General features: G+C 31.8%; 23 protein-coding genes and 1 pseudogene. 5 read left to right on the top strand and 19 right to left on the bottom strand.

What is annotated here, in order from left to right; all coding sequences use genetic code 11:
- Nucleotides 1-27: 27 nt before the first annotated feature.
- From DW1_RS04385 to DW1_RS04355, 7 genes are all read right to left on the bottom strand, one after another.
- Nucleotides 28-1,380, bottom strand: coding sequence for a TldD/PmbA family protein (locus tag DW1_RS04385; protein ID WP_074349422.1), 1,353 nt, complete (start codon nt 1,378-1,380; stop codon nt 28-30).
- Complete coding sequence (locus tag DW1_RS04380) at nt 1,380-2,771, bottom strand: TldD/PmbA family protein (RefSeq protein ID WP_074349421.1); 1,392 nt, start codon at nt 2,769-2,771, stop codon at nt 1,380-1,382. Before DW1_RS04380 ends, DW1_RS04385 begins: the two co-directional genes overlap by 1 nt.
- Before the next feature lie 397 nt (nt 2,772-3,168).
- Nucleotides 3,169-3,576: a DUF2500 domain-containing protein gene (locus tag DW1_RS04375; RefSeq protein WP_083605533.1), complete on the bottom strand. Its 408-nt coding sequence runs from the start codon at nt 3,574-3,576 to the stop codon at nt 3,169-3,171.
- A 40-nt stretch (nt 3,577-3,616) separates the two neighbouring features.
- The gene (locus DW1_RS04370) at nt 3,617-4,354 is read right to left on the bottom strand and encodes a metallophosphoesterase family protein (protein ID WP_074349420.1); all 738 of its coding nucleotides are present in this window, start codon (nt 4,352-4,354) and stop codon (nt 3,617-3,619) included.
- 167 nt (nt 4,355-4,521) lie between these two features.
- Complete coding sequence (locus tag DW1_RS04365) at nt 4,522-5,109, bottom strand: hypothetical protein (protein ID WP_074349419.1); 588 nt, start codon at nt 5,107-5,109, stop codon at nt 4,522-4,524.
- A gap of 83 nt (nt 5,110-5,192) precedes the next feature.
- Complete coding sequence (locus DW1_RS04360; protein ID WP_074349418.1) at nt 5,193-5,870, bottom strand: HesA/MoeB/ThiF family protein; 678 nt, start codon at nt 5,868-5,870, stop codon at nt 5,193-5,195.
- A gap of 35 nt (nt 5,871-5,905) precedes the next feature.
- Nucleotides 5,906-6,457 carry a class IV adenylate cyclase gene (locus DW1_RS04355; RefSeq protein ID WP_074349417.1) on the bottom strand — a complete coding sequence of 184 codons (552 nt, stop codon included), beginning with the start codon at nt 6,455-6,457 and terminating at the stop codon, nt 5,906-5,908.
- Between the two features lie 69 nt (nt 6,458-6,526).
- Between DW1_RS04355 and DW1_RS15450 the strand changes: the two genes are divergently transcribed.
- Nucleotides 6,527-6,697: a hypothetical protein gene (locus tag DW1_RS15450; RefSeq protein ID WP_159433547.1), complete on the top strand. Its 171-nt coding sequence runs from the start codon at nt 6,527-6,529 to the stop codon at nt 6,695-6,697.
- Between the two features lie 26 nt (nt 6,698-6,723).
- Here the strand turns inward: DW1_RS15450 and ptsP are convergent, their stop codons facing one another.
- The 8 genes from ptsP to DW1_RS04315 all read right to left on the bottom strand — a co-directional run bounded on the left by ptsP (nt 6,724) and on the right by DW1_RS04315 (nt 17,436).
- A complete protein-coding gene (gene ptsP, locus DW1_RS04350; protein WP_074349416.1) occupies nt 6,724-8,433 on the bottom strand; it encodes a phosphoenolpyruvate--protein phosphotransferase in 1,710 nt (569 codons plus the stop codon).
- A gap of 12 nt (nt 8,434-8,445) precedes the next feature.
- Nucleotides 8,446-8,709 carry an HPr family phosphocarrier protein gene (locus tag DW1_RS04345; RefSeq protein WP_074349415.1) on the bottom strand — a complete coding sequence of 88 codons (264 nt, stop codon included), beginning with the start codon at nt 8,707-8,709 and terminating at the stop codon, nt 8,446-8,448.
- A 191-nt stretch (nt 8,710-8,900) separates the two neighbouring features.
- Complete coding sequence (locus tag DW1_RS04340; protein ID WP_074349414.1) at nt 8,901-9,593, bottom strand: metallophosphoesterase; 693 nt, start codon at nt 9,591-9,593, stop codon at nt 8,901-8,903.
- A gap of 126 nt (nt 9,594-9,719) precedes the next feature.
- Entirely contained in the window at nt 9,720-12,437 is a 2,718-nt protein-coding gene (locus DW1_RS04335; RefSeq protein ID WP_074349413.1) for an AAA family ATPase, read from the bottom strand.
- Nucleotides 12,434-13,537 (bottom strand): metallophosphoesterase family protein, encoded by a 1,104-nt coding sequence (locus tag DW1_RS04330; RefSeq protein ID WP_074349412.1) that lies wholly within the window; start codon nt 13,535-13,537, stop codon nt 12,434-12,436. Before DW1_RS04330 ends, DW1_RS04335 begins: the two co-directional genes overlap by 4 nt.
- Before the next feature lie 180 nt (nt 13,538-13,717).
- Entirely contained in the window at nt 13,718-15,079 is a 1,362-nt protein-coding gene (locus DW1_RS04325; protein ID WP_074349411.1) for an 8-oxoguanine deaminase, read from the bottom strand.
- A 117-nt stretch (nt 15,080-15,196) separates the two neighbouring features.
- Nucleotides 15,197-15,967, bottom strand: coding sequence for a hypothetical protein (locus DW1_RS04320; protein WP_074349410.1), 771 nt, complete (start codon nt 15,965-15,967; stop codon nt 15,197-15,199).
- Nucleotides 15,968-16,050: 83 nt separating this feature from the next.
- On the bottom strand, nt 16,051-17,436 hold the full coding sequence (locus DW1_RS04315) for a lipopolysaccharide biosynthesis protein (protein ID WP_159433546.1): 1,386 nt from the start codon (nt 17,434-17,436) through the stop codon (nt 16,051-16,053).
- Between the two features lie 276 nt (nt 17,437-17,712).
- Here DW1_RS04315 and DW1_RS04310 point away from each other — a divergent pair.
- Nucleotides 17,713-17,820, top strand: a pseudogene (locus DW1_RS04310) (HAD hydrolase family protein); the annotation flags it as partial.
- A 291-nt stretch (nt 17,821-18,111) separates the two neighbouring features.
- Here DW1_RS04310 and DW1_RS04305 read toward each other — a convergent pair.
- Nucleotides 18,112-19,419, bottom strand: coding sequence for a stalk domain-containing protein (locus tag DW1_RS04305; RefSeq protein ID WP_074349408.1), 1,308 nt, complete (start codon nt 19,417-19,419; stop codon nt 18,112-18,114).
- 492 nt (nt 19,420-19,911) lie between these two features.
- Between DW1_RS04305 and rimO the strand changes: the two genes are divergently transcribed.
- On the top strand, nt 19,912-21,222 hold the full coding sequence (gene rimO / locus DW1_RS04300; protein ID WP_074349407.1) for a 30S ribosomal protein S12 methylthiotransferase RimO: 1,311 nt from the start codon (nt 19,912-19,914) through the stop codon (nt 21,220-21,222).
- 258 nt (nt 21,223-21,480) lie between these two features.
- Here the strand turns inward: rimO and DW1_RS04295 are convergent, their stop codons facing one another.
- The 3 genes from DW1_RS04295 to DW1_RS04285 are packed head-to-tail and all read right to left on the bottom strand — an operon-like array spanning nt 21,481 to nt 23,401.
- Nucleotides 21,481-22,152 carry an ABC-2 transporter permease gene (locus DW1_RS04295; RefSeq protein ID WP_074349406.1) on the bottom strand — a complete coding sequence of 224 codons (672 nt, stop codon included), beginning with the start codon at nt 22,150-22,152 and terminating at the stop codon, nt 21,481-21,483.
- A complete protein-coding gene (locus DW1_RS04290) occupies nt 22,146-23,027 on the bottom strand; it encodes an ABC transporter ATP-binding protein (RefSeq protein ID WP_074349405.1) in 882 nt (293 codons plus the stop codon). Before DW1_RS04290 ends, DW1_RS04295 begins: the two co-directional genes overlap by 7 nt.
- Entirely contained in the window at nt 23,027-23,401 is a 375-nt protein-coding gene (locus tag DW1_RS04285; RefSeq protein ID WP_074349404.1) for a GntR family transcriptional regulator, read from the bottom strand. The genes DW1_RS04290 and DW1_RS04285 overlap by 1 nt, the downstream gene beginning before the upstream one ends.
- A gap of 241 nt (nt 23,402-23,642) precedes the next feature.
- On the opposite strand from DW1_RS04285, the gene DW1_RS04280 reads away from it, so the two are divergent.
- The gene (locus tag DW1_RS04280) at nt 23,643-24,125 is read left to right on the top strand and encodes a hypothetical protein (RefSeq protein WP_074349403.1); all 483 of its coding nucleotides are present in this window, start codon (nt 23,643-23,645) and stop codon (nt 24,123-24,125) included.
- Between the two features lie 301 nt (nt 24,126-24,426).
- Nucleotides 24,427-24,906 (top strand): hypothetical protein, encoded by a 480-nt coding sequence (locus DW1_RS04275; RefSeq protein WP_074349402.1) that lies wholly within the window; start codon nt 24,427-24,429, stop codon nt 24,904-24,906.
- Nucleotides 24,907-24,941: the final 35 nt, after the last annotated feature.

Raw genomic sequence — 24,941 nt, 5'->3', positions numbered from 1 at the left:
TTTGTTTTGGTTATTTTACTCAATTACCTATTTACCTGCAATTGCTAAACTGCTAACCTTAAGTGATGGTGAACCTATATATCCAGAGCTTGGGAAGCCAAATTTCAGATCATTCCCAACTGCTTCAATACTCTTTAGTACTTCATATAAATTACCTGCTATTGTAATTTGATTTACCGGTCTAGCAATTTTGCCTTTTTCTATTAAATAGCCATATGCTGAAAGCGAAAAGTCTCCAGATACTGTATTTAAACCAGAATGAAGTCCTTGAACATCAATTATCATAATACCATGTTCTGTATTATAAATCATTTCTTCAATGCTAGTGTTACCATTTTCAATATACATATTTGTAGGTGAAATAGAACCTGATGACTTATATGAGCTTTTACTAGCATTTCCTGTAGACTCAACACCGTCTTTTCTAGCAGTTTTAGAGTTGTGAAGATAAGTTTTTAATACTCCCTTATCTATAACTTTTTTATACTTGGTAGCTACCCCCTCACCATCAAATGGGGTTGATGCTACTCCATCCTTTAAGAATGGATCGTCTACTATACTTATAAGTTCATTTGCTATTTGCTCATTAAGCTTTCCTTTTAGCAAGGATAAATTCTTTTGCACATTTTCAGCTATAAAAACTGATGAAAATGCCTGTAATATACTAGCAGCCACATCGTTTCTAAGTATTACAGGATAGTTCCCTGAATCTATGCTTTCAGCTCCTAACATGGATAATGCTTCTTTTACTGCAACTGATGCTAACTCCTCTGGGTTAAATTTTGAGAAATCATTGCTTATAACAAAATTTGCACCTGTTTTTACATCGTCTCCCTCTTTTACTACAACAGCAATATAAGCTTGAGCTAAATTATATTTATTTTCAAGGTTTAATCCTTTAGTATTTGCAAGCAAGCTATATCCCGTTATTTCATCATATAGACAGTAGCTAACAGATGTTACACGCTTATCTGCCTCAAAAGCAGCCTTCTCCATAGTTTTTGCAAACTCTATTTTCTGTTCTGTAGTTACATTTTCAAGTTCACTATTATATGTGCTTACTTCCTTATACTCTTTTGAGCCTGCAAATATTTCTTCTTTATCTTCACTATCTATGGTAACTGCATTTTCTATAGCTTCTTTTATAAGCATATCTATTGAAGATTCATCTACCTTTTCTGTATATGAATATCCCATTTTCCCGTTATACATACCTCTAAAAGACAGACCTGTTTCATCGGATATACTATATTTATCTATTTCTCCTTCAAAAATTCTTGTATCAAACTGCTTATTTCCTTGGATATATATTTCCATATCTCCTAAGCCTAATTCTTTTCCTCTACTAAATATTTTTTCTATTAATTCTCTATTTGACATTATTGACCACCCTTTCTTCCACCTACTGTTATTGATTTAACCCTTATAGTAGGTTGCCCTACATCTGTAGGTATAGAGCCACTAGCTGAACCACACATGCCTTGACCAAAGTCAAGATTGTTGCCTACCATATCTATTTGCTTAAGAACTTCTAGCCCAGTTCCTATAAGTGTTGCCCCTCTAACTGGTTCTGCTATCTTTCCATTTCTGATAATATATCCTTCGCTTACTGCAAAGTTAAAATCACCAGTTGCAGGGTTTACAGAACCACCACCCATATATCTTGCATATAAACCATACTCTGTGTTAGCAATTATTTCTTCTTTAGTTGAACTTCCATTTGCTATGTAGGTATTTGTCATTCTTGATGTTGGAGCATATTTGTAGGATTCTCTTCTACCAGAACCTGTAGACTCCATTCCCATCTTTCTTCCATTAAGCTTATCAATCATATAACCTTTTAATATTCCATTTTCTATTAGAACATTTTTCTTAGTCTTTGTTCCTTCATCGTCTATGTTTTGTGAGCCCCAAGCATTTGGTATAGTTCCATCATCTATAGCAGTCACTACTTCTGATGCTACCTTTTCACCAAGTTTTCCAGCAAATACTGATGTACCCTTGGCTACAGAAGTAGCTTCCAATCCATGTCCACATGCTTCATGGAAAATAACTCCACCAAACTCATTATCTATGACAACAGGCATTTTTCCACTTGGACATAAATCCGCAAATACCATTGTCTTTGCTATTCTAGCTGCTTCCTTAGCGTAATCCTCTATGTTAATCTTGTCATAGAATTCAAAGCCCATATGTGCTCCAGGACCATAGAAGCCTGACTGCATCTCTCCATTTGCAGATGCAACTGCTAAAATAGCTGTTCTAGTACGTGTTCTCTTATCCTCTGCATATAGCCCTTCAGAGTTAGCAATAAGCACATTTTGCTCATTGTCTAGATATCTGACTGTGACTTGGCTTATAACCTCGTCATAATTTTTAGCCGCATTGTAAGCCCTCTTCATCAATTCAACCTTTTGTGACTTATTAATACTACTTGGAAGTAGTTTAATAGGATGAATATTATTTATCTCAGCCTTAGTAAAATCTAAGACCTGATGAATACTGTTGCCTTTTATAGCTGTAGCTGCCTCCTTGGCAACCTTAACTAAATTCTCTTTAGATGAGTCATTAGTATAAGCATAAATACTATTCAACCCATAGAATATTCTTATACCTACACCAAAATCTCTTCCTGATATGCCTCCTTCGACCTTACCCCCTACAAATAGAAGGCCTGTGTTAAATCTGTCTTCTACAAAGATTTCTGCAAAGTCTCCACCTGTTGAAAGTGCAGCAGTTAAAACATCTTCTATAATTGCTCTGCTTAACATTTATTAACCCCCTTAAATCTATTGTACGTTTTTTGTTAATTCTGTAATTTCTGAATAATATCGAAATTACTTAGTATTGTACATAATATGTTTATTTCGATACTCGAATAATTTTTCCTTCTTTAAAAGAATAAATTTTCTAACAAAAAATAGACCTTTACAAGGCTTAGAATTGTGGAAATACTGGCTCTACCCTAATCTTCCTGTTATCATAAACCATAGTAAAGGCTATCTAATTTTTGTTAATTTTTTGTAACAAAATTAATTGTAACTTTTCATTCTCAAATCTGGATTCTCTTTTCTACAATATAAAATAAAAAGCTTACCATCTTTATAGAATAGTTCCTCATCTACATAAACTTTTCCCAAGTTTCTCATAAAAATTGTATTATGTCACCTATTTAAACCTTTCAAATCCTAAATATCTAGTACCTTGAAATTTTAACTTCCCCCTATCTCCTTCTGTCATTAACCCATATTCATTACCTGGAATCTGGAATTCCATTCTGTCTCCGCTCTCAACTTGAAAGGTAACATAATATGAAGTAGAGCTATGATGATGCGTATGATTGTTATTGTTATGATGATGATGTGATACATTTATTCTTTTAGAAACTATCTCTACATCTACAATAAGAAGTGGCTGAGCATTATTATAGCTCCATTGCTTGACTCCCTTAACAGCATTTATTATAAACATTAAGATAACTACAATAAAAATAATCATAATAAATACTGGAGCAAATGAAAACATAAAATTATTAATTGGGCTAAAAAGTGTGAAATTAATAATTGAATTGCTCATTAGTACCACCTACCGGATTTAATTTTTAATTCTAAACCTATTATTTTCTACCCCTATACCTTCCTGTTCTCAGTTCATTAATATATGCATCTGTTTCTGGCATATTAGAATCTTTTGCTAATCTTATAGCTAACTCTACATCATAGGGTACCCTTATAAAGTTAACCTGAAATCCTTTATTATCCCTGCCATTATATTCGCCTTCTAATATTACATAGGAAGCTAATGTCATATCTAGCGGATTACCTACACTGCCAACATTAAATATAACCTTATCATCAAAATAACTGATATATGCGCCATGTATATCTCCATATCCAATTATATCTGGGCTCTGATCTCCAAAGAGTTTTCCTGTATTTTCTGTATTATCAAACATTCCAAGTATCTTTTCTAAAGGGCTATGTCTATGTACTCTATGAAAAATCCCCTGAGGTGAAGCATGAAACAATCTTATGAGTCTACCGCTTATATAAAAGTCTAGCGAGAAGGGTAACTTCTTGATATAATCTAGTCTTTCCTGCCCTAGTTTTTCTCTAGCCCATTTAACCATTGCATAATCACTTTCTTCCGATATCATCTTATCCCAGTTACCCATAAGCACTTCATTACACTCTCTTCTAATGATATCTACTACTTCAGCAGGATTAGGACCTTTCCCAGCCAAATCTCCTAGACAAATAATTTTACTAACTTCCTTTTTTCTTATATCATCTAAAACTGCTTTTAATGCAGGTGTGTTTCCATGAATGTCTGATATAATCGCTATCCTGTCCAAGGTTCCCCCTCCTATTGTGGTCATCAAATAAATCATCCTATCTTATTGGGTAATAGCTCAATAGTTCGATTCCTCTTAATTAGCTTTAGTCCTTATCTATTATTTATTCAACATACCTATTTAAAATCCTTCAAGGATAAAAATTAATAACAGTAAGAAAAGCCTCTCTAATAATAAGGCTTAAATTCATTGTCAGAGGCTTTTATAATATCTATTATCTTTTCAATTTTCCTTAGCTGGGCTTTCCCTTTATCTGGCATTATGGGTTCTATGGATTTTGCTAATTTTAGCATAGATGTCAGCTTATCTGTGTTTTGTGTAGATACTATTTGAGAATATCTCTCTAGATTTTCTTTTGTCTTGAATATGTTCTGTTTAGTTCCCACAACATTTTCTGCTAGCTTCCTTCTATTGTCATCTAAGTAATTTGCTAATTTAGATATTATCATTTCTTTTCTGTCCATCATTGACAAGTCTTGATTTAAAGCTCTAACATTTTCCTGATAGTCATTATTGATTATTCTGTTAAACCTATTAAGTATTTCAAAGATGTCCTGTACCTTACCTAAAACAACTTGGTCTTCCTCTAAAAAATATGGGCTTATTTCTTTAAGCATCCTGATTTTGTTATGGTAATTTCTTGTATAATTTACTTCTGTTCCAAAAACTCCACTTTTTTCAATCAAGATAAAAACCAAAATAGGTAAGGCTAATATAGCTAAATCCTGTAAGACTTCACTTCTATTGTCTTCCATACTTATAACCACCTTATACTTTAAGTTGCAATATTCATTAATTTATTTTATGCCTTTAAAATATAAAGGTGATTGATTTAGTATTAGAGATTAATTACCTCATAATCCTGATTTAAGGTATTGATTATAAGTAACTTTCTTCTCAGTAAATCTCCTCTATTTATGAGAATTTTCAGCACTTCACTTACCTCTATAGATGCTACTAATGCAGGGGTAAATGAGGGATTCCCAAGTTCTTCTTCTAATCCCTTACTTCCGCTGTTTGAATACAACAAATCCAGTGTCCTATCTCCTGGGAATATAGTTGATACCTGTCCATACCAACCAGCTATAGCCCCATGTACAAGTGGAATCCTAAGTTCTTCAGCTTGTTTTTGAATAAGCAATCTAGTATCTATATTATCTAATGCATCTACTATTACATCATGACCTGCTAATATTTCTAAACCATTATCTTCTGTTAATCTTTCACTTACAGCCTTTACGTTAATTAATGGATTTACTTTATTTATTCTGTCCTTAGCTATTAGAGCCTTTGATTTTCCTAATGAGTCCATATCTGATAGAAGTTGTCTATTTAAGTTTGACTCTTCGAATACATCTCCATCAACTACAGTTAGGTGTCCAATCCCTAACCTTGCAAGCATCTCAATAATATATCCACCTAAGCCACCACAGCCAATTATACAAACCTTGAATTTGCTAAGACTAGCGTTTTCTTCAGGTGATAGCATATTCATGTTTCTAGAGTATCTTTTCACCTTTGCTCCTCCCCCCAACTCTTTTGAAGTAAACTTTATATCTTCTCTAATCCTATCTCTTCTCTAAGCTCTCGAAGTGATTTTGTGGTTATACTCTCTTCCTCTAATTCTAAAAGCTCAGCAGCTCTTTTTATATCTTCTTTTTTGGTTACTTCTATTTCTAAATATGGATATGGATAAGTAGCTTTGTCCCAGGTGTCTATATCAAATCTTATATCATCATACAAATATGAGATTCTTTCCTTAGTACCTTCATGTATTACTTTAATATTTAGATGTTCAAGTATGCTATTAAGTGCTTTTTTATCTGTAACCATTGTTTCGATTTCTAAATTTTCTCTTGCCATATCACTTGATACATTCTTTTTTAGTGTAAAAAAAATCTCCACATTGCCTGTTATTAAATCTTTAGTTTCTCTTATTCTTAAATATCCATCTCCTAGCTTTTCGATAATCTTATCCCCTGAATCGTATAATGTATTGACTTGATATTCCTTACTCAATAGCTTTGCGCCTAGCTTCTCTAGTTTCCCTTCAATATCCTTTTTATCAATACCTAGCACCTTTACTTCTAGTTCTTTTACCATTTTGTTCCCCTTTCCATATGTATTATTATTTTAAAGATTGTCAACTATAGAATCTAAGGAGGTATATAAATGTTGCATCTAATATTGGCTATACTAGTTATATTTTATATGTTTTTTGTAGTTATTAAAATACGTAAAAAGAAAATAGATGAACTAACTAGATTTCTAAATAACGTAAACTATTCTGAATTAAAATCCAAACTAATTAAGAGTAATGAAAAAGACAGGCAAAGATACTAACATTCTTTTCCTGTCTAAACTCAGTGTTAGTTTATATTCACATTTTGAGCAATAAAGTCTTTTACTTCTTCAGCTGTTGGAAGTTTTAATATTTCATCAACTAAGCCTTCCATCTCTCTTTTACTAAGATTATTCACAATCCACCTAGCTCTTAGCATAGAGGATGCACTCATACTAAACTCGTCTAATCCCATTCCAATGAGAACTGGAATTAGCTGTGGATTTCCCGCTACTTCTCCACACATTCCTACCCATATTCCTTCTTTATGACCATTATCTATTACTTTTTTAATGAGCCTTAAGACTGCAGGATGAAACTCGTTATATAGATAAGCTATATTTCCATTGCATCTATCAACTGCAGTTGTATATTGAATTAAATCGTTTGTTCCTATACTAAAGAAATCTACTTCCTTTGCAAATAAGTCAGACATCACTGCTGCTGCAGGTACCTCAATCATAATACCTACTTCTGTGTTTTCATTAAACATTATGCCTTCTGACCTTAATTCATTTTTTACATCTTCTAATATGCCCTTAGCTTGTCTCAATTCTTCTATTGCAGAAATCATAGGAAACATGATTTTTATATTTCCGTAAGCACTTGCACGTAGCAAAGCTCTTAACTGTGTCCTAAAAATGTCTGTCTGATCAAGACAAAGTCTTATGGCTCTATAGCCTAAGAATGGATTTATCTCCTTTGGAAATGGAAGATAAGAAAGCTCCTTGTCTCCACCTATATCAAGAGTTCTGATAACTACAGGTCTACCTTCAAGCTTTACTGCTACTTCCTTATATGCTTCAAACTGTTCCTCTTCAGTAGGTAGTCTGTCTCTATCCATATACAAAAATTCAGTTCTATATAGTCCTACTCCTTCACCATCGTTTAACAGTACTCCTTCTACGTCCTTTGGAGTCCCGATATTTGCTGCTATCTCAACTTCAAAGCAATCTTTAGTGATACTTTTTTGTCCTCTCATTTCCTCTAGCTTTTTCTTAAATTCAATATATTCTTCTCGTTTTCTTGAGTATTCTTCAATAACTTCTCTCTCAGGATTTATAATAACATTACCTGTATCTCCATCTAATATTACATAGTCTCCATTTGATATTAGTTCAGTGGCATTTTCCAAACCAACTACAGCAGGTATTTCTAGTGTTCTAGCCATTATAGCCGAATGTGAGGTTTTTCCACCTACTTCAGTTATAAATCCAATGACTTTTTTTCTATCCATTTGAGCAGTATCCGATGGTGTTAAATCCTCAGCCACTATTATGACTGGTTCTGTTAAGTTGCTTAAATCTGTATCCTCTATTCCAAGTACTATTTTAATTAGCCTTCCTGTTACGTCCCTTATGTCAGCTACTCTTTCTCGCATATACTCATCTTCCATAGCCTCAAACATTTCAATAAAAAAGTTAGCAACCTCTGAAATAGCCCATTCTGCGTTCACCATTTCTTCTTTTATCTTACTTTCTATCTGTCCAAAGAAGTCTGGATCTTCAAGTATCATCTTATGAGCTCTAAATATACCTGCCTCTTTCTTTCCTATAGTATTGAAAGCATGCTGATACAAGGCTTCTATTTGTTCTTTTCCTTTTTCTCTTGCATCATTTAGAATACTAATTTCTCTTTCTGGATTATCAATGTGGTTCTTCTTTAGTTTGATTGTCGGTTCTTTTTTAATAATGGTCTTACCCATTCCTATTCCAGATGATACACCTATGCCAATCACAACTAAGCCCCCCTATTCTCCAAAGCCATTGTCTATCAGCGCTATTAACGCTTCAACAGCTTCTTTTTCATCTTCTCCTTCAGCTTGAATTGTCAAATTAGTTCCCTTACTTGCTCCCATACTAAGTACACCCATTATACTTTTGCCATTGTATTCTTTTCCATCCTTAATAACCTTGATTTGAGACTTAAATTTTGATGCTGTAAAAACAAATTGACTTGCTGGTCTTGCATGAAGACCTGTTTCATTTTTTAATGCTATTTCTGCACTAAACACACTGGTTTCCCCCTTTATTGTTTTATGCTCATGAATGCTATCCTAAAAATTGACTGACAGTTTATTATAATATTAATATTATAATACCACATTTCCCCACATATGTTAGAACTATTTTATCTTTAACCTTACTATTGTAAGATAGGACTCTTTAGCTACACCTCTATATATAGACTAAAAATCAAAAGTCACTACCTAATTATCTCCTTTGGTGTAAAATTAATATAGTCACAAGCTATACAATGAAAATCAATTCCCTCTATATTGCCTTCCACTACAAGCTTATGCCCCTCCCCATGAAGATGCCCATATACACATTTAGTTACATTATACTTTTTCATAATATCTACAAATTCATTTGGAGACTTATTTTCTGTGTTAAAGGGTGGATAATGAAGCATAACTATTTTCTCAAAAGAATCATCTTTTATAGAAGAAAGAGATAAATCTAACCTATTTATTTCTCGTGAAAATATTTTCTCATCCTGTGAATCAAACTCATCGCTATCCTTTGATGCCCATCCTCTTGCACCACAGATAACAATAGAATTATATAAAAAGCTATCATTGTGTAAAAAATGTATAGTCTTAAACCCAAGTCCTTCTAGCTTAGATTTTGTAGACCACCAATAATCGTGGTTTCCTCTAGTTATAACCTTATTACCTGGGAGTTTTTCTATTTTCATTAAATCTGCATATGCTTCTGAAAGTCTTAGTGCCCATGAGATATCCCCAGCAATTAGGACTATGTCATCCTCCGATACAATATTCCTCCAATTGTTAAATATTTTATCTTGATGCGATACCCAGTTGTTACCAAAAATATCCATTGGTTTATCTCCTGTTGAATCTAAATGAAGATCAGCTATGCCGTACACAGCCATAATTTCACCCCCAATGCCTAAGTTAAGGTTAAGATTAAGATTAAGATTAAGGTTAACGTTAAACATTAACCTTTAAAGCTCTAGTTTTACAGATTTATTATAGCTAATGTAGCACATCAACTAATTCTATAGATTAACTAGATTATATTTAAAACCCATATTATTAAGTATCTCTTTTTCTCTATTATGACATGTAAATAATATTATCTGTCTTTTTAGGCTTTCAATAGATAAAAATTCTAGTATATTTTCTATTCTATCCATATCATACTGCACAAAACAATCGTCTAGGATTAGCGGTAGATTATTATCTTCTTTTATAATATCAATAATCCCAAATCTCAGTGCAAAGTATAGCTGATCTATGGTACCTCCACTTAGTTTGTCTACATCAACTATTTTATTGCTTATAGGGTCTACAACTTTTATATCTAGGTTCTCAGTTATTTTAATATCAGTATACTTTCCTTTTGTAACTTTTTCAATGATTTCTCCTACTCCACTACTTAGTCTTGGAGCAAAATCTCTTTGAATATTTCTAGATATTTTATCAATAGTATCTCTAGCTAGTTCTAGGGAAGATAAGTTTTTCTCATATTCCCCCTTAATCCTATTCTTTCTAATTATTTCTTCTTCTATTTGCACAAGTTCAGCAGTTGTTGAGCTTAGAATTCTGATTTTTTCTTCAAATCTTGTAAGTTCGTTCTTAGTTTCTAGTATTGTATCATTTATGTCCTTTAGATTAGCTAATAAGTCATCTTTATCAAGCCCTCTTATATCTAGTCCTATTGTTTCAGTAAAATCATCAGACCTTTTCTTTAAAAACTCTATGTTTTTATCCCCAAGAATGTTACTAAGCAAGCTCTTCTGACTTTCTAGTAGCTGAATAGATTTTTCATAGTTTCTCTTTTTTTCTAATCCTTCTTTAAATGTATCCATATTGCTTACATTATTCTTCTTATACAACATCAACAGGCTATTTCCTATGTTTTTTTGCTTAAGCTCAATATCTTTTATTTCATTTATCAAGTCATCGATCTCATTTTGAGTACTTTCTTCTAGTCTCTTGTGCTCTAAAAACTTAGAATATTCGTGTTTTAACTTTCTTATATTGTCTAAAGAAACTAAGTCCTCTTTTATTAAATTCAGATATTTTTTAATATTGTCTTCCAACTTTTGTATTTCTTCTATTAGACTATTTTTCTTATTCTTAAGTTCCAATACTTCATTTGCTGCAAAATTTCTCTGGCCTAAGTCATTTACTAACTTTCTTATCTCAGCCTTTGATTTACAGCCACATGAATCAAGTATATCCTGCATTTCCTTATCTAGTTCTTCAATTTTGCTCTCTCTTTGTACTTCCTTTTTTTCAATATCTACTATCTGATTATTTAAAGTATTAATATAGTTATTTAGCTCCTTTGAAGAATAAAAGGCATATATTAATAAGGCTAATGGAATTGCAGCTACAAAATACATAGCTCTAAACAACATGATTCCAAGAATTATACTTGTTAAAGCTCCAAAGGCTGAAAAGATTTTTAAAAGATTTAATCTATTAAGACTTTTTGATTTTTCATCCAGTCTAGTTTTTAGAAACATTATATTATTGTACTCATTATTATACGACAGGCTATTTTTCTTTTCTTCTAACTCTTCATAATTATATAGCTTTTCATTTATATCATTTAAGTTAAAATCAATTTCACCAGTGGACTTACTGGCTATTCTATCATATGTAATCTCTAAATCCTGCTTCTTTTGCTCCATAATGTTATAATATGCTATTAATTGTTCGATTTCTTCCTCTTCAATTCCTTCAAAAAAAATCAATTGCTCTATTATTGTTCTTATCTTTTTTTGCCTATTTAGGACTTTATCTTGCTTCTCCTTTAACTCTTCCTTGTTATCATTTAATGATTTAATCTCTTGCTGGAATTTAACAGCCTCGGTATAGTCCTCATCATTTAAATTAGCAAATTCCTCTAACTCCTCTATTTGTTTTTTTAGAATGTTAATCTCTTCTGAAAGCTTTAGACATTCTAAGTATTTTTCTCTGGCTTGGAAAACTTCAATTAGATTAATCTTTCCTTCTATCTCTGTCTTTTTTTCATTTAATGCTCTTATTTCATCTGATAAAAGATTAGCCTTTTCCTGATACTCCTTTACTTCTATTGAGATATCATAAGCTCTTTGCCTTTCATTGTTCAATTGTTCTATTTCTTCAACAACTTTACCATAAGGAGATGTCTTAATCCTTTTTTCAGTACCTATATCATTAATCTTCTCATTAAGCTTCTCTAATACTTTTTTTATAGAAATATCCTCGTCAAGACTTCCTCCTAAATTGATTAGGCTATCCTTGACTTCCTTTGCTAATGTGTCATCAGACTTACTCTTTAACTGACCAATGGATATGGTATTGTTGTATACTGTACTATTTAAGCCCATATGAATTGACATAGGCTGATGAAGCCTAGTTACATTATCATACTCAAAAAGATGGCTAATATCTTCACCTGTTTTATCGTCTATTATCTTAACTTCATCATTTCCCTTTAAAAAATTTCTTTCTATTCTGTATATGTTGTCTCCTACTTCATATTTAAGGACTCCACTATAGTCCGTAAAATCCCAGGGTAGATATCTATCATAGTCATCAGTATATATTTTTCTCTTTATATATGGCTTAAAAAAACCAAAAAGCATTCCCTCTATGAATTTATGCACTGTGGTTTTACCAGCTTCATTTTCTCCATATACAATATTAAATCCATTTTCAAGGGTAATAGATTTTCCTTTAAACTTCCCAAAGGAAGTAAGCAAAAGCTCTTTTATAGTCATTTTTTCACCTTCTCGCTTAGTAGTACTTCTAGTCCATAGTATAGTGCATTCTTAACTATTTCATTGTCTAACCCTTGTCTTTCCATTTCTTTTATGAAAAAACCTATTATATTATTTGGGTTTTCTTTATAGAGTTTCTTTAAGTCATAATCAGGAACAGTATTATCAATTATATCTATATAATAAAATTCCCTCAATAAGTATTCTTTTATATCCTTAATATTTAAACTTATTTGATTATCCCTTGTACCTGTTACAATAGCTCTATAAAGGTTTAGAGCTATGTCCTCCTTATCATCAATAGATTTTATCTTGTCTACTATTTCATTATAGGTCATATTCTCATTTATAGAAATTTCTTTAATAATGAATTCTCTTTTAGCAAAAGGTACAAAAGCCATTTTAGTTTTACCTTTTGAAATAGTACCTTCCATAATACCGTGGCTGCCTGTTTCTCCAAAATCAAGGGGTTCAGGGCTTCCACAATAACAAATACTGCTACTAATAAACTGTGGTTTGTGGATATGACCAAGTGCTACATAATCAAAGCCACTGTTTAATAAGGCGCTTCTATTTATGGGAAGGTACTCTGACTCCTTGTTAAATACATCTCCATGTACAAGTAATATATTAATTTTATTAGTATCTTCTGCTTTTATATTATCTACTAGATTTGCTCTTTCTAACTTCTTATCCCAGCTAAGTCCCCATATTGTTGCATTTAAATCATTAAATTCAAGTTTAGTAATCCTATTTGGTTCGAAGATGTGAACATTGTCTCCCCAGTTAATCAATCTATATAAAGATCTCCTCCCAAGAGTATCATGATTTCCTGCAGATATAACTACCTTTGTACTACTTATTTCTCTAAATTTAGAGTCTATTCTCTTAACATCAGCAACTGAGCAATATTCATCCTCAAATAAGTCTCCAGCTATAAGTAAAATATGTGCTTTTATCTGTTTACATCTATCTATTATCCTATTAAAAGTTTCCCAAAGCTCCAATCTTCTTGTATTAGCTTGTTTATTATCAAAGCTTGCGCTTTTAAATTCCATTCCAAGATGAATATCGCCTGTATGAATACATCTTATTTCCATTTGCTACACCTCCGCTTAATAGAACATATATTCGATACTAGATATAAAAATTCCTTTATATTTTTTTAATAAATCTCTAAAATTAAATAATCATGGGGACAGGTTCCTTGATTTAAACCAAGGTTCCTATCTCCATGATTACTCTTAAAAAATCACAAAACCTATAGTAACTATATGCATTTAGTTGTTAGATATAAGTTTCTCTACCAATTTATTGCCTTCGTATATTACTTTTTCTTCATCAACATTTATAAGCTTTCCGTCCTTAACTACTATTTTACCACCAACTATTGTATAATCTACTTTTCCTTTAAAACCAACCGTTCCTAATAAAGACTTAGGATCGTATTGAGTTCCTACAAACTCAATTCTATTCTTATTTATCATGAATAGATCTCCAGCTTTTCCTATAGATAATTCACCGATATCATTTCTACCTAAGAGTTTAGCTCCACCCTTAGTAGCTAGCTTCAGCATATCATATCCAGTAGGTGCTTTTCTACTAGAATGAAGCCTGTGGAGTAGGTATCCTATTCTCATTTCTTCTAGCAGATTAGAACCGTCATTGCTTGCACTCCCATCTACTGCTAGACCTACTGGAATATCCATCTCTAGCATTTCAGGTATTCTCGCAACTCCAGATGACAGCTTCATATTTGAAACAGGGCAATGAGCGACTCCTGTTTTAGTTTTTGCTAGAACCTTTAGCTCTTCATCATTAAAATGAATACCATGGGCATACCAGACATCTTCTCCAACCCAGCCTAGGCTCTCCATGTATTCTAGTGGTCTCATTCCAAATTTTTCGGTAGTAAATTTCTCCTCATCAATAGTTTCTGCAAGATGGGTGTGTAGTCTTACTCCATATTTTCTAGCTAGTATTGCAGACTCCTTCATTAGTTCTCCTGTTACACTAAAAGGTGAGCAAGGTGCTAATACTACCTGTCTAGTAGAAAACTGGCTACCATCATGGTAGGTTTTAATGAGTCTTTCTGAATCGTATAGTATTTTATCTATGGTCTGCACTACAGAATCAGGTGGTAGTCCTCCATCCTTCTTACTTAAAGACATGCTACCTCTTGATGCATGAAACCTCACTCCTAGCTCTTCTGCTGTACGAAATTGTATGTCTATAAACTCATCACTTTCCTCCTGAGGGAATACATAGTGATGGTCAAAGCATGTTGTACACCCATTTTTCATTAGCTCTCCAACCCCTACGTAGGTACTATATCTAATAATATCAGAATTCAACCCTTTCCATATTTCATAAAGAGTCGTTAGCCAATCGAATAGCTCCATATTTTGAACCTGTGGAAGATTTCTAGTAAAAGTTTGGTATAAATGATGGTGAGTATTTATAAGTCCCGGATACACTATCATATCCTTGCCATCTATTACTTCATCTGCATTATATGCATCATTTCCTATATACTTAATGGCTCCATCTTCAATATATAGATTAACATTTTCAAATACTCTGTCTTGCTCATCACATGTCACTAAATAACTGATATTTTTAATTAATAGTGAATTTTTCATCAGTATTTTCCTCCAATCCTTAGTATAAAGTAAAAGCAAAATCCTGTTATAACAACAAATTCCTTTCCAAACCATTTTTTATTTAACGTCTAAAAATAGAATATAGTAACTGTTATATTATATTGTCCACTGATTATTTATAACACCCACTAACTTCCAGCTACCTTCATATTGCTCGAATACTAAGCGAAGACTTCTCCAATCTATGCCTCCATACTCTGGATTAAAACCTGAAAAATAGTATTCTACGATAATAGGATTATCATATACTTCAAATTGATTCTCTAGCATATTTCCACTGCTCAGTACTTCATTATATCCAACCTTTTCGGCATTTACAAAGTCTTCTGAGTATATGAACTTATCATAGTACTCACTTGGTGTTAGCTTAATTTCATCTCCTGTGCCATCATAATGTCCCCACACATAAACTTCTTTATCCTCAAAGAAATTCTTTATCTCGTCCTTATTGTATACTACGTCATTCTCCAATGAAACACAGGTATAAGGAGTAAATCTAACACCCTTAACTGGATGAATAAGGTCTGATATAGTTTCTACATCTTTATCTTTTATTGCATTAATTAGCCTTTCTGATGTTTCTTTAATCAATTTTTCTGCAACTTCAGGTTTAATAATACCTTCCTCTGTTAGTTCATATGTGTCATCTCCATAGTCTATGATTTCATCTTGATTATTTTCTTTTTCTGTATCTTGGTCACCTTTTACATCATCACTAGAAATTGGATTTTTATTATCTAACTCATTCTCAATTGTTCCATTTTCTGATATAGGTTGTTGACTTATGAGTTTTATAGCTGTTGGAATTATCACTGCTGCACATATAAGACCTATAATAATTGTATTTCTTGTTTTATGTTTTTTCACAAAATCACATCCTTAATGCATTTTTGAATTTATATATTCTTAGACGTTAACAAGCATTATTTGTTCCCTTGTCAAACAATACTCTATTTTATGATTCTTCTAGCTCCCATTAATAAATCCTTTGCATTTATCAAAGCTATAACAGATACTAATATTATCTCATATACAAACCAGTTATCTATCTCTAATAGTATAATTATGGTTTGTATCATAATTATAAATATATTTAAGATAATTTTAGGTATATTCCAAGATACGGTCATGAATTTCCTAGTATTGATTGCTCTTATCATGAACATACATATATAGCTTATTAGTGTTGCTATAGTTGCCCCCTGAATTCCATATTTGGGTATTAAATGTAAATTGAGTATTATATTTATAATTGCACTTATAGTAGTAGTAGTAAAAACATATTCACTTTTTTTATGCATCATATATATACTTGCCAAAAACGTAGCTAGGGATGCAAATAGGGTTGCCATCACTAAAACAGGTATATAGCTCCATGTTATATAAAATTCTGGTGAAGCAAGTAATCTAGTAATCAACTTAGTAAAAGCCACAATTACAGATGCCCCACAAAATAGAAGGGAGCTATAGACATTTAATACCCTAGAAAAGAACCAGCCTTTATCACCTTTTTGATACTCGTCTATGGCTGATATTTGCCATGCATCCATAAAAATTCCCGCAACTATTGTTATAATAGTAGGCACCTTATATGCAATTGCATATAAACCATTTGCTCCACTTCCTAATATATATGAAAGAATATATCTATCGGACATGCTGATAATCCATATAGATATGGTTGTTGGAATAAGGGGTATAGAATATTTAAGCATATTTTTAAAGGTGGTTTTATCAATGTAATTTAAGCTAACATAATTATAAAGCTTTGCCACAGTAAACAACATAATTGCTGATATTAAATCTGATATAATAGTCGCTAACAAGTATCCAGCAATTCCATACTTAAATACTACTAAAAAAATAATGTTTAAAGCAATAGTTAATGCAGTTCTAAGCACACCATCAAGTGCATAGAGCCTAATATATTCCTGAGACCGTGTAAAATTTGAACACAATGAATGTAGGCTTGACATTAATATGAAAAGATAAACATACATAATATATTCTGATATAAAATCAATTCTTTTTAATAGAGGCATAAAGACAATTAGCCCTATAACTCCTAAAAGGTTTATCATTAATCCTATAGAAAAAACACTTTTTTTGTTAGTAGAATTATCAAGACCAAACCTGATTACTGCATTCAAAATACCTGCCGATACAATAGGAATTAGTATATTACAAGTTTGTACTATTAAGTCTAATTTCCCATATTCTGAGCTTGATAATACTCTTGTGTAAAGTGGTAGCATTAAGAAAACAAGTAGTTTAGAACTAAAGGTACCTATTGCAAAAATAAATGTATTTGAAGCAAGTTTTTTATATCTATCCATCATCTTCATCCTCTTCTCAACCCATCCTGTCAAACTGACTAAGTATATTAATATCACATTTTAATTAAATTTGCCAATAATTAATAATATAAATTTGATTATGATACTAACTATAATCCAAGCCATAGTTTGTATTATAAGATGTTAGATGCACAGTACTTTCGTACAATTGATATCAGTTAATTCATATTTTATTATTTACTTCATGTGTTATAATAAGTAATAGAATTCTAGTTATTTTACATGGCTAATTATTAGCGTTGGGAAGGTGTGCTTATGAAATACAAGCTCATTGCCATTGATATGGATGGGACATTACTTAATAGTCAGCATGAAATATCTGAAAGAAATAAAGTAGCCATAAAAACAGCTGCTGAAAGAGGTTAAAAAAATAGCTGATTTCGTCACTGATACTAGTGACTGTGATGGAGTTGCAAAGGCTATAGAAAGTCTATTGCAGTAAAATACTTAACCACATTCTTATATAATTATCATTAGCATACTGTTAGAAAATGTGTTAGGACAGATTCTTGAATATAGGCCAATAATCTGTCCTAACACATTTTCTAAGTGGAAACTCTAAGTTTTTATGTAAACTAATAGAATATTGGATTAGAGTATCATAAAGGTTTAAAATTTAGGAAAAAATACTAGTTTTTAAGTAATCTGATGTCCTTAAAAGTCACCTTTTACAATTTTTGCAAACTCATTTAAGTCAGTACTAGGATATACAATGAAACGTGGCAGTTGTAGCCGGTCAGAATCCTTACTAATATACCCAGGTTTTATTGTAAAGGCCATTGTATAACCTAGCTCTTTTATACATGCTATGATATCTTTATTATATTTCCCATGTGGATACGCTATATAGCTTGTCTCCCAAAGTTCCTTATTCTTTTTTAGATCACTCAATATCTCATCTTTTTCAGCAGACATCAACAATGGCCTACCATTTTCATTTGCCTTATGAAGGCTGTAAGTATGGCATCCATATTTAAATACATCCTCATAATTTTTAATTTCACTATTTGATATGAACTGAAGATATTTGGGGTTAAAAGGAATTTGAGGATTAATAGATGCTTCTCCTATCATAAATATAGTTCCCTTAAGCCCATATTCTTTCATTATAGGGTATGCATATATATGATTGCTAAGATAACCATCATCAAAAGTTATGACTACTGTTCTTTTAGGTAGTTCCTTAGTACCATTTAAAAAACCATATAATTCATCAAGTATAGCTGTATAGTATCCATTATCATTAAGATAATCCATCTGCTCCCTAAAATTCTCTAAAGAGATTACACTTGAATTATTTTCCCAGTCATAGTTTTTTATCTCTTCTTCTGTAAGTATATGATGATAAAGCAGAACAGGAACTTTTTTAGCCTGCCCCATCTTTAAAAGAGACTCAATAGCTTTATTTACTTCCTTCTCCCCTGTGCTTTCCTCAGTATTTATACTTATATAATGCACATCATCACATTTTTCATACTCCAACTTAGCTTCAAAAACTTCTGCTATGAATCTAAGTGGTACATATATTCTATCTTTATGTACAAAAACTCTTGCTCCAGTTACAGGCTTCCCATCAGCATCATAGTCTAGATATCTTTCCTGTCCATCTATTATAGCTTTATCAGAGCCTATAGTAAGCTCAACTTCTTTTTCATTGTCTTTAACCCATACTTTTCTTATACCTTCACCCCAAGTATCTCTAGACCAATCTACATTATAGCTCATATTTTCGGAAATAACTCTAACGGGGACAAATATTCTTCCTGTCTTCAACAATACAGGTTTGCCTATATGTTCATTGAACTCTACTTGATTTCCATTTACAGTGACGATATATTCTTGACCTGATAAGAACTCAATCGAGTTATAATCTACTATAGTAAAGGCTAATGCTGGTATTGCCACAAACATAACCAGCAGCACAATAACTATAATACTGGCTTTCTTTGATTTCGTTCCCATTATACTTACCCTCCTTTTATTATTGGTTAGGCTTTTTTTAGCTTTTCGTGAACAGTTTTACTACTTTTAGCTCTAATATTTCCTTGTTCTTCTCTTTTCACTCCTGCCATAGATAAAAGCAAAAACTACCCATATCTTAAAGTTTTTTATTAGAGTATCTTTTGTAGCTCTATAAAAACTCCTCAGCATAATATGCTTTTTTAAAGTAGGTTTATTTTTATTTTAGTATTGACTGACTCCAATACTCTTTTGTTCTTATCAAAAACTTCAGCTGTAATAACCATATATAACCATTCTCTATAATCCTTTCTATGGAAACCCTAAATTTCCTCTTTTTTGTTAGAAAATTGTCATCTTATTTACAAGTAACTATCAAAGGAGGGTAACCAATAGGTCATATTTATGTAGTATTTTACTTTTTATTATGATAAAATATAAAAGTTGAAATTTAAGTTTTGAATATAATATATCAGATTAGAAAGGGATAAAGAGATGGATGTAGGTTTTGTTTCATTAGGCTGTAGTAAAAACTTAGTAGTGACAGAAGGAATAATCGGATTATTCAATAAACATAATTTCAATATAGTAAATGACGAAAAACAGGCAGATATAATAGTTATAAATACTTGTGGTTTTATAGAATCTGCAAAACAAGAAGCTATAAACACCATATTTGAAATGGCAGAGCTTAAGAAAAATAGATGTAAGTATTTAATCGTGACAGGCTGCCTTGTTCAAAGGTATAAGGAAGAATTAGTGAAAGAAATTCCTGAGGTGGATTTATTTTTAAGTATAAGCGATTATGAACACATATGGAAGGAAATTGAGAAGTTATTGGGTCTAGAAGAGGGAAAAGAAGCTAAATTAGACTTTAATAACAGGGTACTAACTACTGGTGAAAATATGGCTTACCTTAAAATTGCAGAAGGCTGTAACAACAATTGTACCTATTGTGCTATACCCTATATACAAGGTCCATATATTTCTAGAACTATGGAAGATGTTTTAGGAGAAGCTAAGAATCTTGCAAAGCAAGGAATAAAAGAGCTTATAGTTATAGCTCAGGATACTACAAAATACGGAATCGATTTATATGGAGAATCAAAGCTTGCAGAGCTTTTAGAAGAGCTTTGTAAAATAGAAGGATTTCAGTGGATTAGATTTCTATATGCTTATCCAGAAAGCATAAGCGATGAATTAATCGCTGTTGTAAAGAATAATCATAAAATATGTAACTATTTTGATATACCAATACAACACATATCTGATTCAGTATTAAAAAGAATGAACAGGAAAAGTGATGGGGCAAGCATTAGAAAGCTAATAGAAAAAATTAGAAAGGAAATACCAGATGTGATTCTAAGAACTACATTAATAGTAGGCTTCCCTGGTGAAACAGAAGAGGATTTTAATGAATTATATGATTTCGTTAAAGAAACAAGATTTGATAAGCTGGGAGTATTTACTTATTCAATGGAAGACAATACTCCAGCAGCAAGACTAAAAGAGCAAATTGAAGAGGCTATTAAAGAAGATAGATTTGATAAAATAATGAAGCTTCAAGAACAAATCTCAAAAGACAGCCTAAGTAAAAAAATCGGAAACGTTTATAAGGTATTAATAGAATCAACAACTCCAGATAATCAATACTATATAGGTAGGACTTATATGGATGTTCCAGATATGGATGGAGTAGTTTTTGTTAAGAATAATGGTAAGGAAAACCTATTAAATAAATTCGTTAAATGTAAAATTTTAGAAGCAGTAGAATATGATTTAATTGGTGAAATAGCAAAGCAATAATGCAAAACATTTTCAAGGTTTTGCTCTAAACTAAGAAGAGTATAAGCTACTCTTTCAAATGTGCTACTGCATATGTTGAATTTGAGTCACAATTAAAAAGAGATTCTTCGCACTTACGTCCTCAGAATGACATATTTACATAAGTGAAGAATCTCTTTTAATTTTAACTGTGCAGCAGTTCTAATATTTTTTGCTGGTGGAACTATATAGTATATATCAGCAAAATTAGAAAGCAGATATTTGGTACTGTACTATAAATTACATAATCTTATTCTTCTTAAATTGACTGATACTTACTAGCATTGTTAAAAAGTATATAACTAGTGATACTCCCAAGAATAGTAGACTCCATATTGTAAAGTCAGTTGCAACGCTTTCCAAAATTATCTCTAGCTCTCCTGATTCGATGAAGCTTGGCGTTGGAACGCTTTTTAATAATGAAGAAAAAATAACTGGTATAAAGAAAAATCCAAGGAAGAATATTCGAGATAGATTTATAGCCCTAGCAGCTCCGTATTTATAGATAAATATATATAATACACCTGTAAATATGAGGGCAAGGCCTGCACCGATTAATGGTATTGTAATCAAATAACTATTCATTAAGGTCTTATTGTTGAAAATAACTGACATCAAGTAATAATACAATACACTGACTGCTGCTAAAATTAAAGCAGTCATATACTTACTCATTACAATCTTATAAGGCTTCAATGGAAGAGTTCTAAGTAATGAATATCCCCTATTCTTATCTTCAACGTATTCATTTCTTGCTACTACTCCATAAACCATTAGAAAAATAAATCCTGCTGACATAAATATACTTGTATCAGCTTGAATAGTTGAAAAAACAAAAAACAATCCGATTAAAGAATATAGAAGTATGGTCTTCCTAGCTTGATAAAGGTCTTTGTATATTATATTTAGCATAAGCCTCTCTCCTTTACTAATGATATTAATATTTGATCTATGCTGGTGTTCTCAACTCTTATAACATCTTTTTCAATATATGGTTTTATTGTATTTTTTAGCTCTTCGTATCTATCAGTTAATCCAGTTATTCCAAAGTAGTTTTGCTCAATCCCTATAAGCTTGCTGTTTATTTCTCTTATTTCATATCCATTTTTTATGTGTATAGTTTTCCATTTCTCTAGTAGTTCGTCCTTTGGAGCTGACAGTACAATCCTTCCATCAATTAGATATGTTACATAGTCAGCTATTTTTTCAATATCCTCAGTAATATGAGTAGAGAATAGAACTGACTTGTTTTCATCTTGTATTATTTCTAGAAGTATTTTGAGTATTTCACTTCTTATAACTGGGTCAAGACCCGATGTAGGCTCGTCAAGTATTATTAGTTCTGGATTGTGAGCTAAAGCTAAGGCTAAGGAAAGCTTTACCCTCATTCCCTTAGAAAGCTCCTGAACTTTTTTTGTAGGACTTACATTGAATCTTTCTAAAAGGGCATAGAATTCATCCTTATTCCATTGTCTATAGTGCTGAGAGATGAACTGCTCCATCCATTTCACACTCATGTCTTCATAGAAATACTGTTCCTCTCCTACATATCCTATCTTATTTTTTATTTCCTCTTCAGAGTTTTCATAGTCTAGACCAAATAATTTTATCTTACCACTATCACAGTTTATTAAGTTCATTATTGCTTTTATTGTAGTAGATTTACCTGCGCCATTGGGTCCAATCAACCCCATTATATATCCTCTTGGTAGAGTCAAAGAAATATCCTTCAGTGTAAACTCCTTGTATTCTTTTCTTAAGTTTGATATCTCTAAAATATTCCTCATTAAAATTCCTCCTTTATCTCTTTTAACATTTTAATAACGTCGTCAATTTCTATATAATATCTCCTAGCTTCATCTGCTATCTCTTTAAGCCTTTCTCTTATCTCCTTTAGCTTTTCATCCCTTAGATTATCCTTGTTTATTGAAGTTACAAAGGAACCTAATCCAGGTCGTGTCACTATGTATCCTTCGCTTTCTAAGTCTGCATAAGCCCTTTTAACTGTAATTACGCTAATTTTTAGCTCATTTGCCATAGTTCTTATAGATGGTAAAAGCTCATCTTCTTTTAATTCTCCAGTAACTATTGCTTGTACTATCTGATCTTTAACCTGCTTATATAAAGGATCAGGATTTGTATTGGATAAGGTTACAAACATTTCATCACCCTAACTGTGTATATAGTATATATACAGTATATTGTTTATATACTGTATTGTCAATAGCAAAAAATAGTTCGCAAAAAAGTTTACAGATACTAAAAGTTACAGATTTTCTTTTATCTAATTATTCAAAGTGTAGTTATTAATATTTTGTAATATTATTTACAGTTTAATGGTTTAATGTTAATATTTAGTCAACAAATTGTGGTAAATCTAATATAAGGAGGTGTAATCTGTTATGAAAAAAAGACTATTAACTAAACTAATACTTATGCTTGTATTAATAAGCTATATAAGTACTTTTGCATCAGCAGACCAAAGAATGGATACCTCTACATATGTTACCTCTAATCATACATCTATAGACACAGAATCTTCTGCCACTACAGAGCAAGTATCTAAACAAGAGCCTTATGTTGAGAATGGAGTTTTGATGTGTAGCTGTGGTATTCCCTATAGTAAGCATCTTGAGCGTTCACACACTAATGATATTGGCATCAATGCTTATAAATGTGACTGCGGAGGTAATATAAGAGAATCAAGAACTCCAGGACCATGGTTTTACACAGATGAATCAAAAGAATGTCAACATAAAAAATATGGTCATGATTATGAAATGGCAAGACATGTAAGAGTAGACTACAAATGTACTCAATGTGCTTATGTATATTCTATAGGAACGTATGAATACAAGTGGGAATGTAAAGGATGGGGTTATTAAGAGAATAGGTACCTTGAACTATATCAAGGTACCTGTCCTTTTATTCGGCTGATTTGTATAGCATTTCAACATGAGGTAAATCGTCTTCTAAACATGTATCTGATACCTCTATGTCCATATTTTTAAAACAATTAACAAAAAATTAAAAAAAGCTTTTAGCTATTAAAAACTACAAGCTTCCATTTAATTTTTAAAGAGCTATTTGTTACGAATTTGTAACAAGCTTTACAATTTAATGTTTAATTGTTAATATATGGCCAAAGACTTTGATAAATCTATATGAAAGGAGGTGCAATCTGTTATGAAAAAAAGACTATTAGCTAAACTAATACTTATGCTTGTATTAATAAGCTATATAAGTACTTTTGCATCAGCAGACCAAAGAATGGATACCTCTACATATGTTACCTCTAATCATACATCTATAGACACAGAATCTCCCGTCACTACAGAACAGGAAAATAAGCAAGAGCCTTATGTTGAGGATGGAGTTTTGATGTGTAGCTGTGGTATTCCTTACTTTGAGCATCTTGATCAAAACAAGAACAAAGATGAATTTCATTTATTAACTCCTATATGTGGATGTGGTGGTAAAATACTTACAACTGTAACTAAGTTTGATTGGTTCTATACGAAAGAGGAAAGAAAATGTATCCACCATCATTATGGACATGATTATGAAATGGAAAGAAAGGTAGTAACTAAGTATAGCTGTAATAATTGTAGTTACTTAGAATATGACTCATATAGTGAATACAAGTGGGAATGTAAAGGATGGTAAGTATAATTAAAGGAAAAACAGGTACCTTGACTCAT

The organism is Proteiniborus sp. DW1, from assembly GCF_900095305.1.
In the GTDB taxonomy this organism is placed as follows: Bacteria; Bacillota; Clostridia; order Tissierellales; family Proteiniboraceae; genus Proteiniborus.
Note: the sequence above shows the minus strand (reverse complement) of the source record. Positions and strands in the feature narration are given on the sequence as shown.

What these genes read in the sequence shown, in the direction of transcription:
- DW1_RS04285 (WP_074349404.1), bottom strand. Translation starts at nt 23,401, where the DNA reads ATGTTTGTAACCTTATCCAATACAAATCCTGATCCTTTATATAAGCAG.
- DW1_RS04290 (WP_074349405.1), bottom strand. Translation starts at nt 23,027, where the DNA reads ATGAGGAATATTTTAGAGATATCAAACTTAAGAAAAGAATACAAGGAG.
- DW1_RS04365 (WP_074349419.1), bottom strand. Translation starts at nt 5,109, where the DNA reads ATGGAAGACAATAGAAGTGAAGTCTTACAGGATTTAGCTATATTAGCC.
- DW1_RS04315 (WP_159433546.1), bottom strand. Translation starts at nt 17,436, where the DNA reads ATGGATAGATATAAAAAACTTGCTTCAAATACATTTATTTTTGCAATA.
- DW1_RS04305 (WP_074349408.1), bottom strand. Translation starts at nt 19,419, where the DNA reads ATGGGAACGAAATCAAAGAAAGCCAGTATTATAGTTATTGTGCTGCTG.
- DW1_RS04375 (WP_083605533.1), bottom strand. Translation starts at nt 3,576, where the DNA reads ATGAGCAATTCAATTATTAATTTCACACTTTTTAGCCCAATTAATAAT.
- DW1_RS04335 (WP_074349413.1), bottom strand. Translation starts at nt 12,437, where the DNA reads ATGACTATAAAAGAGCTTTTGCTTACTTCCTTTGGGAAGTTTAAAGGA.
- DW1_RS04385 (WP_074349422.1), bottom strand. Translation starts at nt 1,380, where the DNA reads ATGTCAAATAGAGAATTAATAGAAAAAATATTTAGTAGAGGAAAAGAA.
- DW1_RS04325 (WP_074349411.1), bottom strand. Translation starts at nt 15,079, where the DNA reads ATGAAAAATTCACTATTAATTAAAAATATCAGTTATTTAGTGACATGT.
- DW1_RS04295 (WP_074349406.1), bottom strand. Translation starts at nt 22,152, where the DNA reads ATGCTAAATATAATATACAAAGACCTTTATCAAGCTAGGAAGACCATA.
- DW1_RS04355 (WP_074349417.1), bottom strand. Translation starts at nt 6,457, where the DNA reads ATGGTAAAAGAACTAGAAGTAAAGGTGCTAGGTATTGATAAAAAGGAT.
- rimO (WP_074349407.1), top strand. Translation starts at nt 19,912, where the DNA reads ATGGATGTAGGTTTTGTTTCATTAGGCTGTAGTAAAAACTTAGTAGTG.
- DW1_RS15450 (WP_159433547.1), top strand. Translation starts at nt 6,527, where the DNA reads ATGTTGCATCTAATATTGGCTATACTAGTTATATTTTATATGTTTTTT.
- DW1_RS04340 (WP_074349414.1), bottom strand. Translation starts at nt 9,593, where the DNA reads ATGGCTGTGTACGGCATAGCTGATCTTCATTTAGATTCAACAGGAGAT.
- DW1_RS04380 (WP_074349421.1), bottom strand. Translation starts at nt 2,771, where the DNA reads ATGTTAAGCAGAGCAATTATAGAAGATGTTTTAACTGCTGCACTTTCA.
- DW1_RS04275 (WP_074349402.1), top strand. Translation starts at nt 24,427, where the DNA reads ATGAAAAAAAGACTATTAGCTAAACTAATACTTATGCTTGTATTAATA.
- DW1_RS04280 (WP_074349403.1), top strand. Translation starts at nt 23,643, where the DNA reads ATGAAAAAAAGACTATTAACTAAACTAATACTTATGCTTGTATTAATA.
- DW1_RS04330 (WP_074349412.1), bottom strand. Translation starts at nt 13,537, where the DNA reads ATGGAAATAAGATGTATTCATACAGGCGATATTCATCTTGGAATGGAA.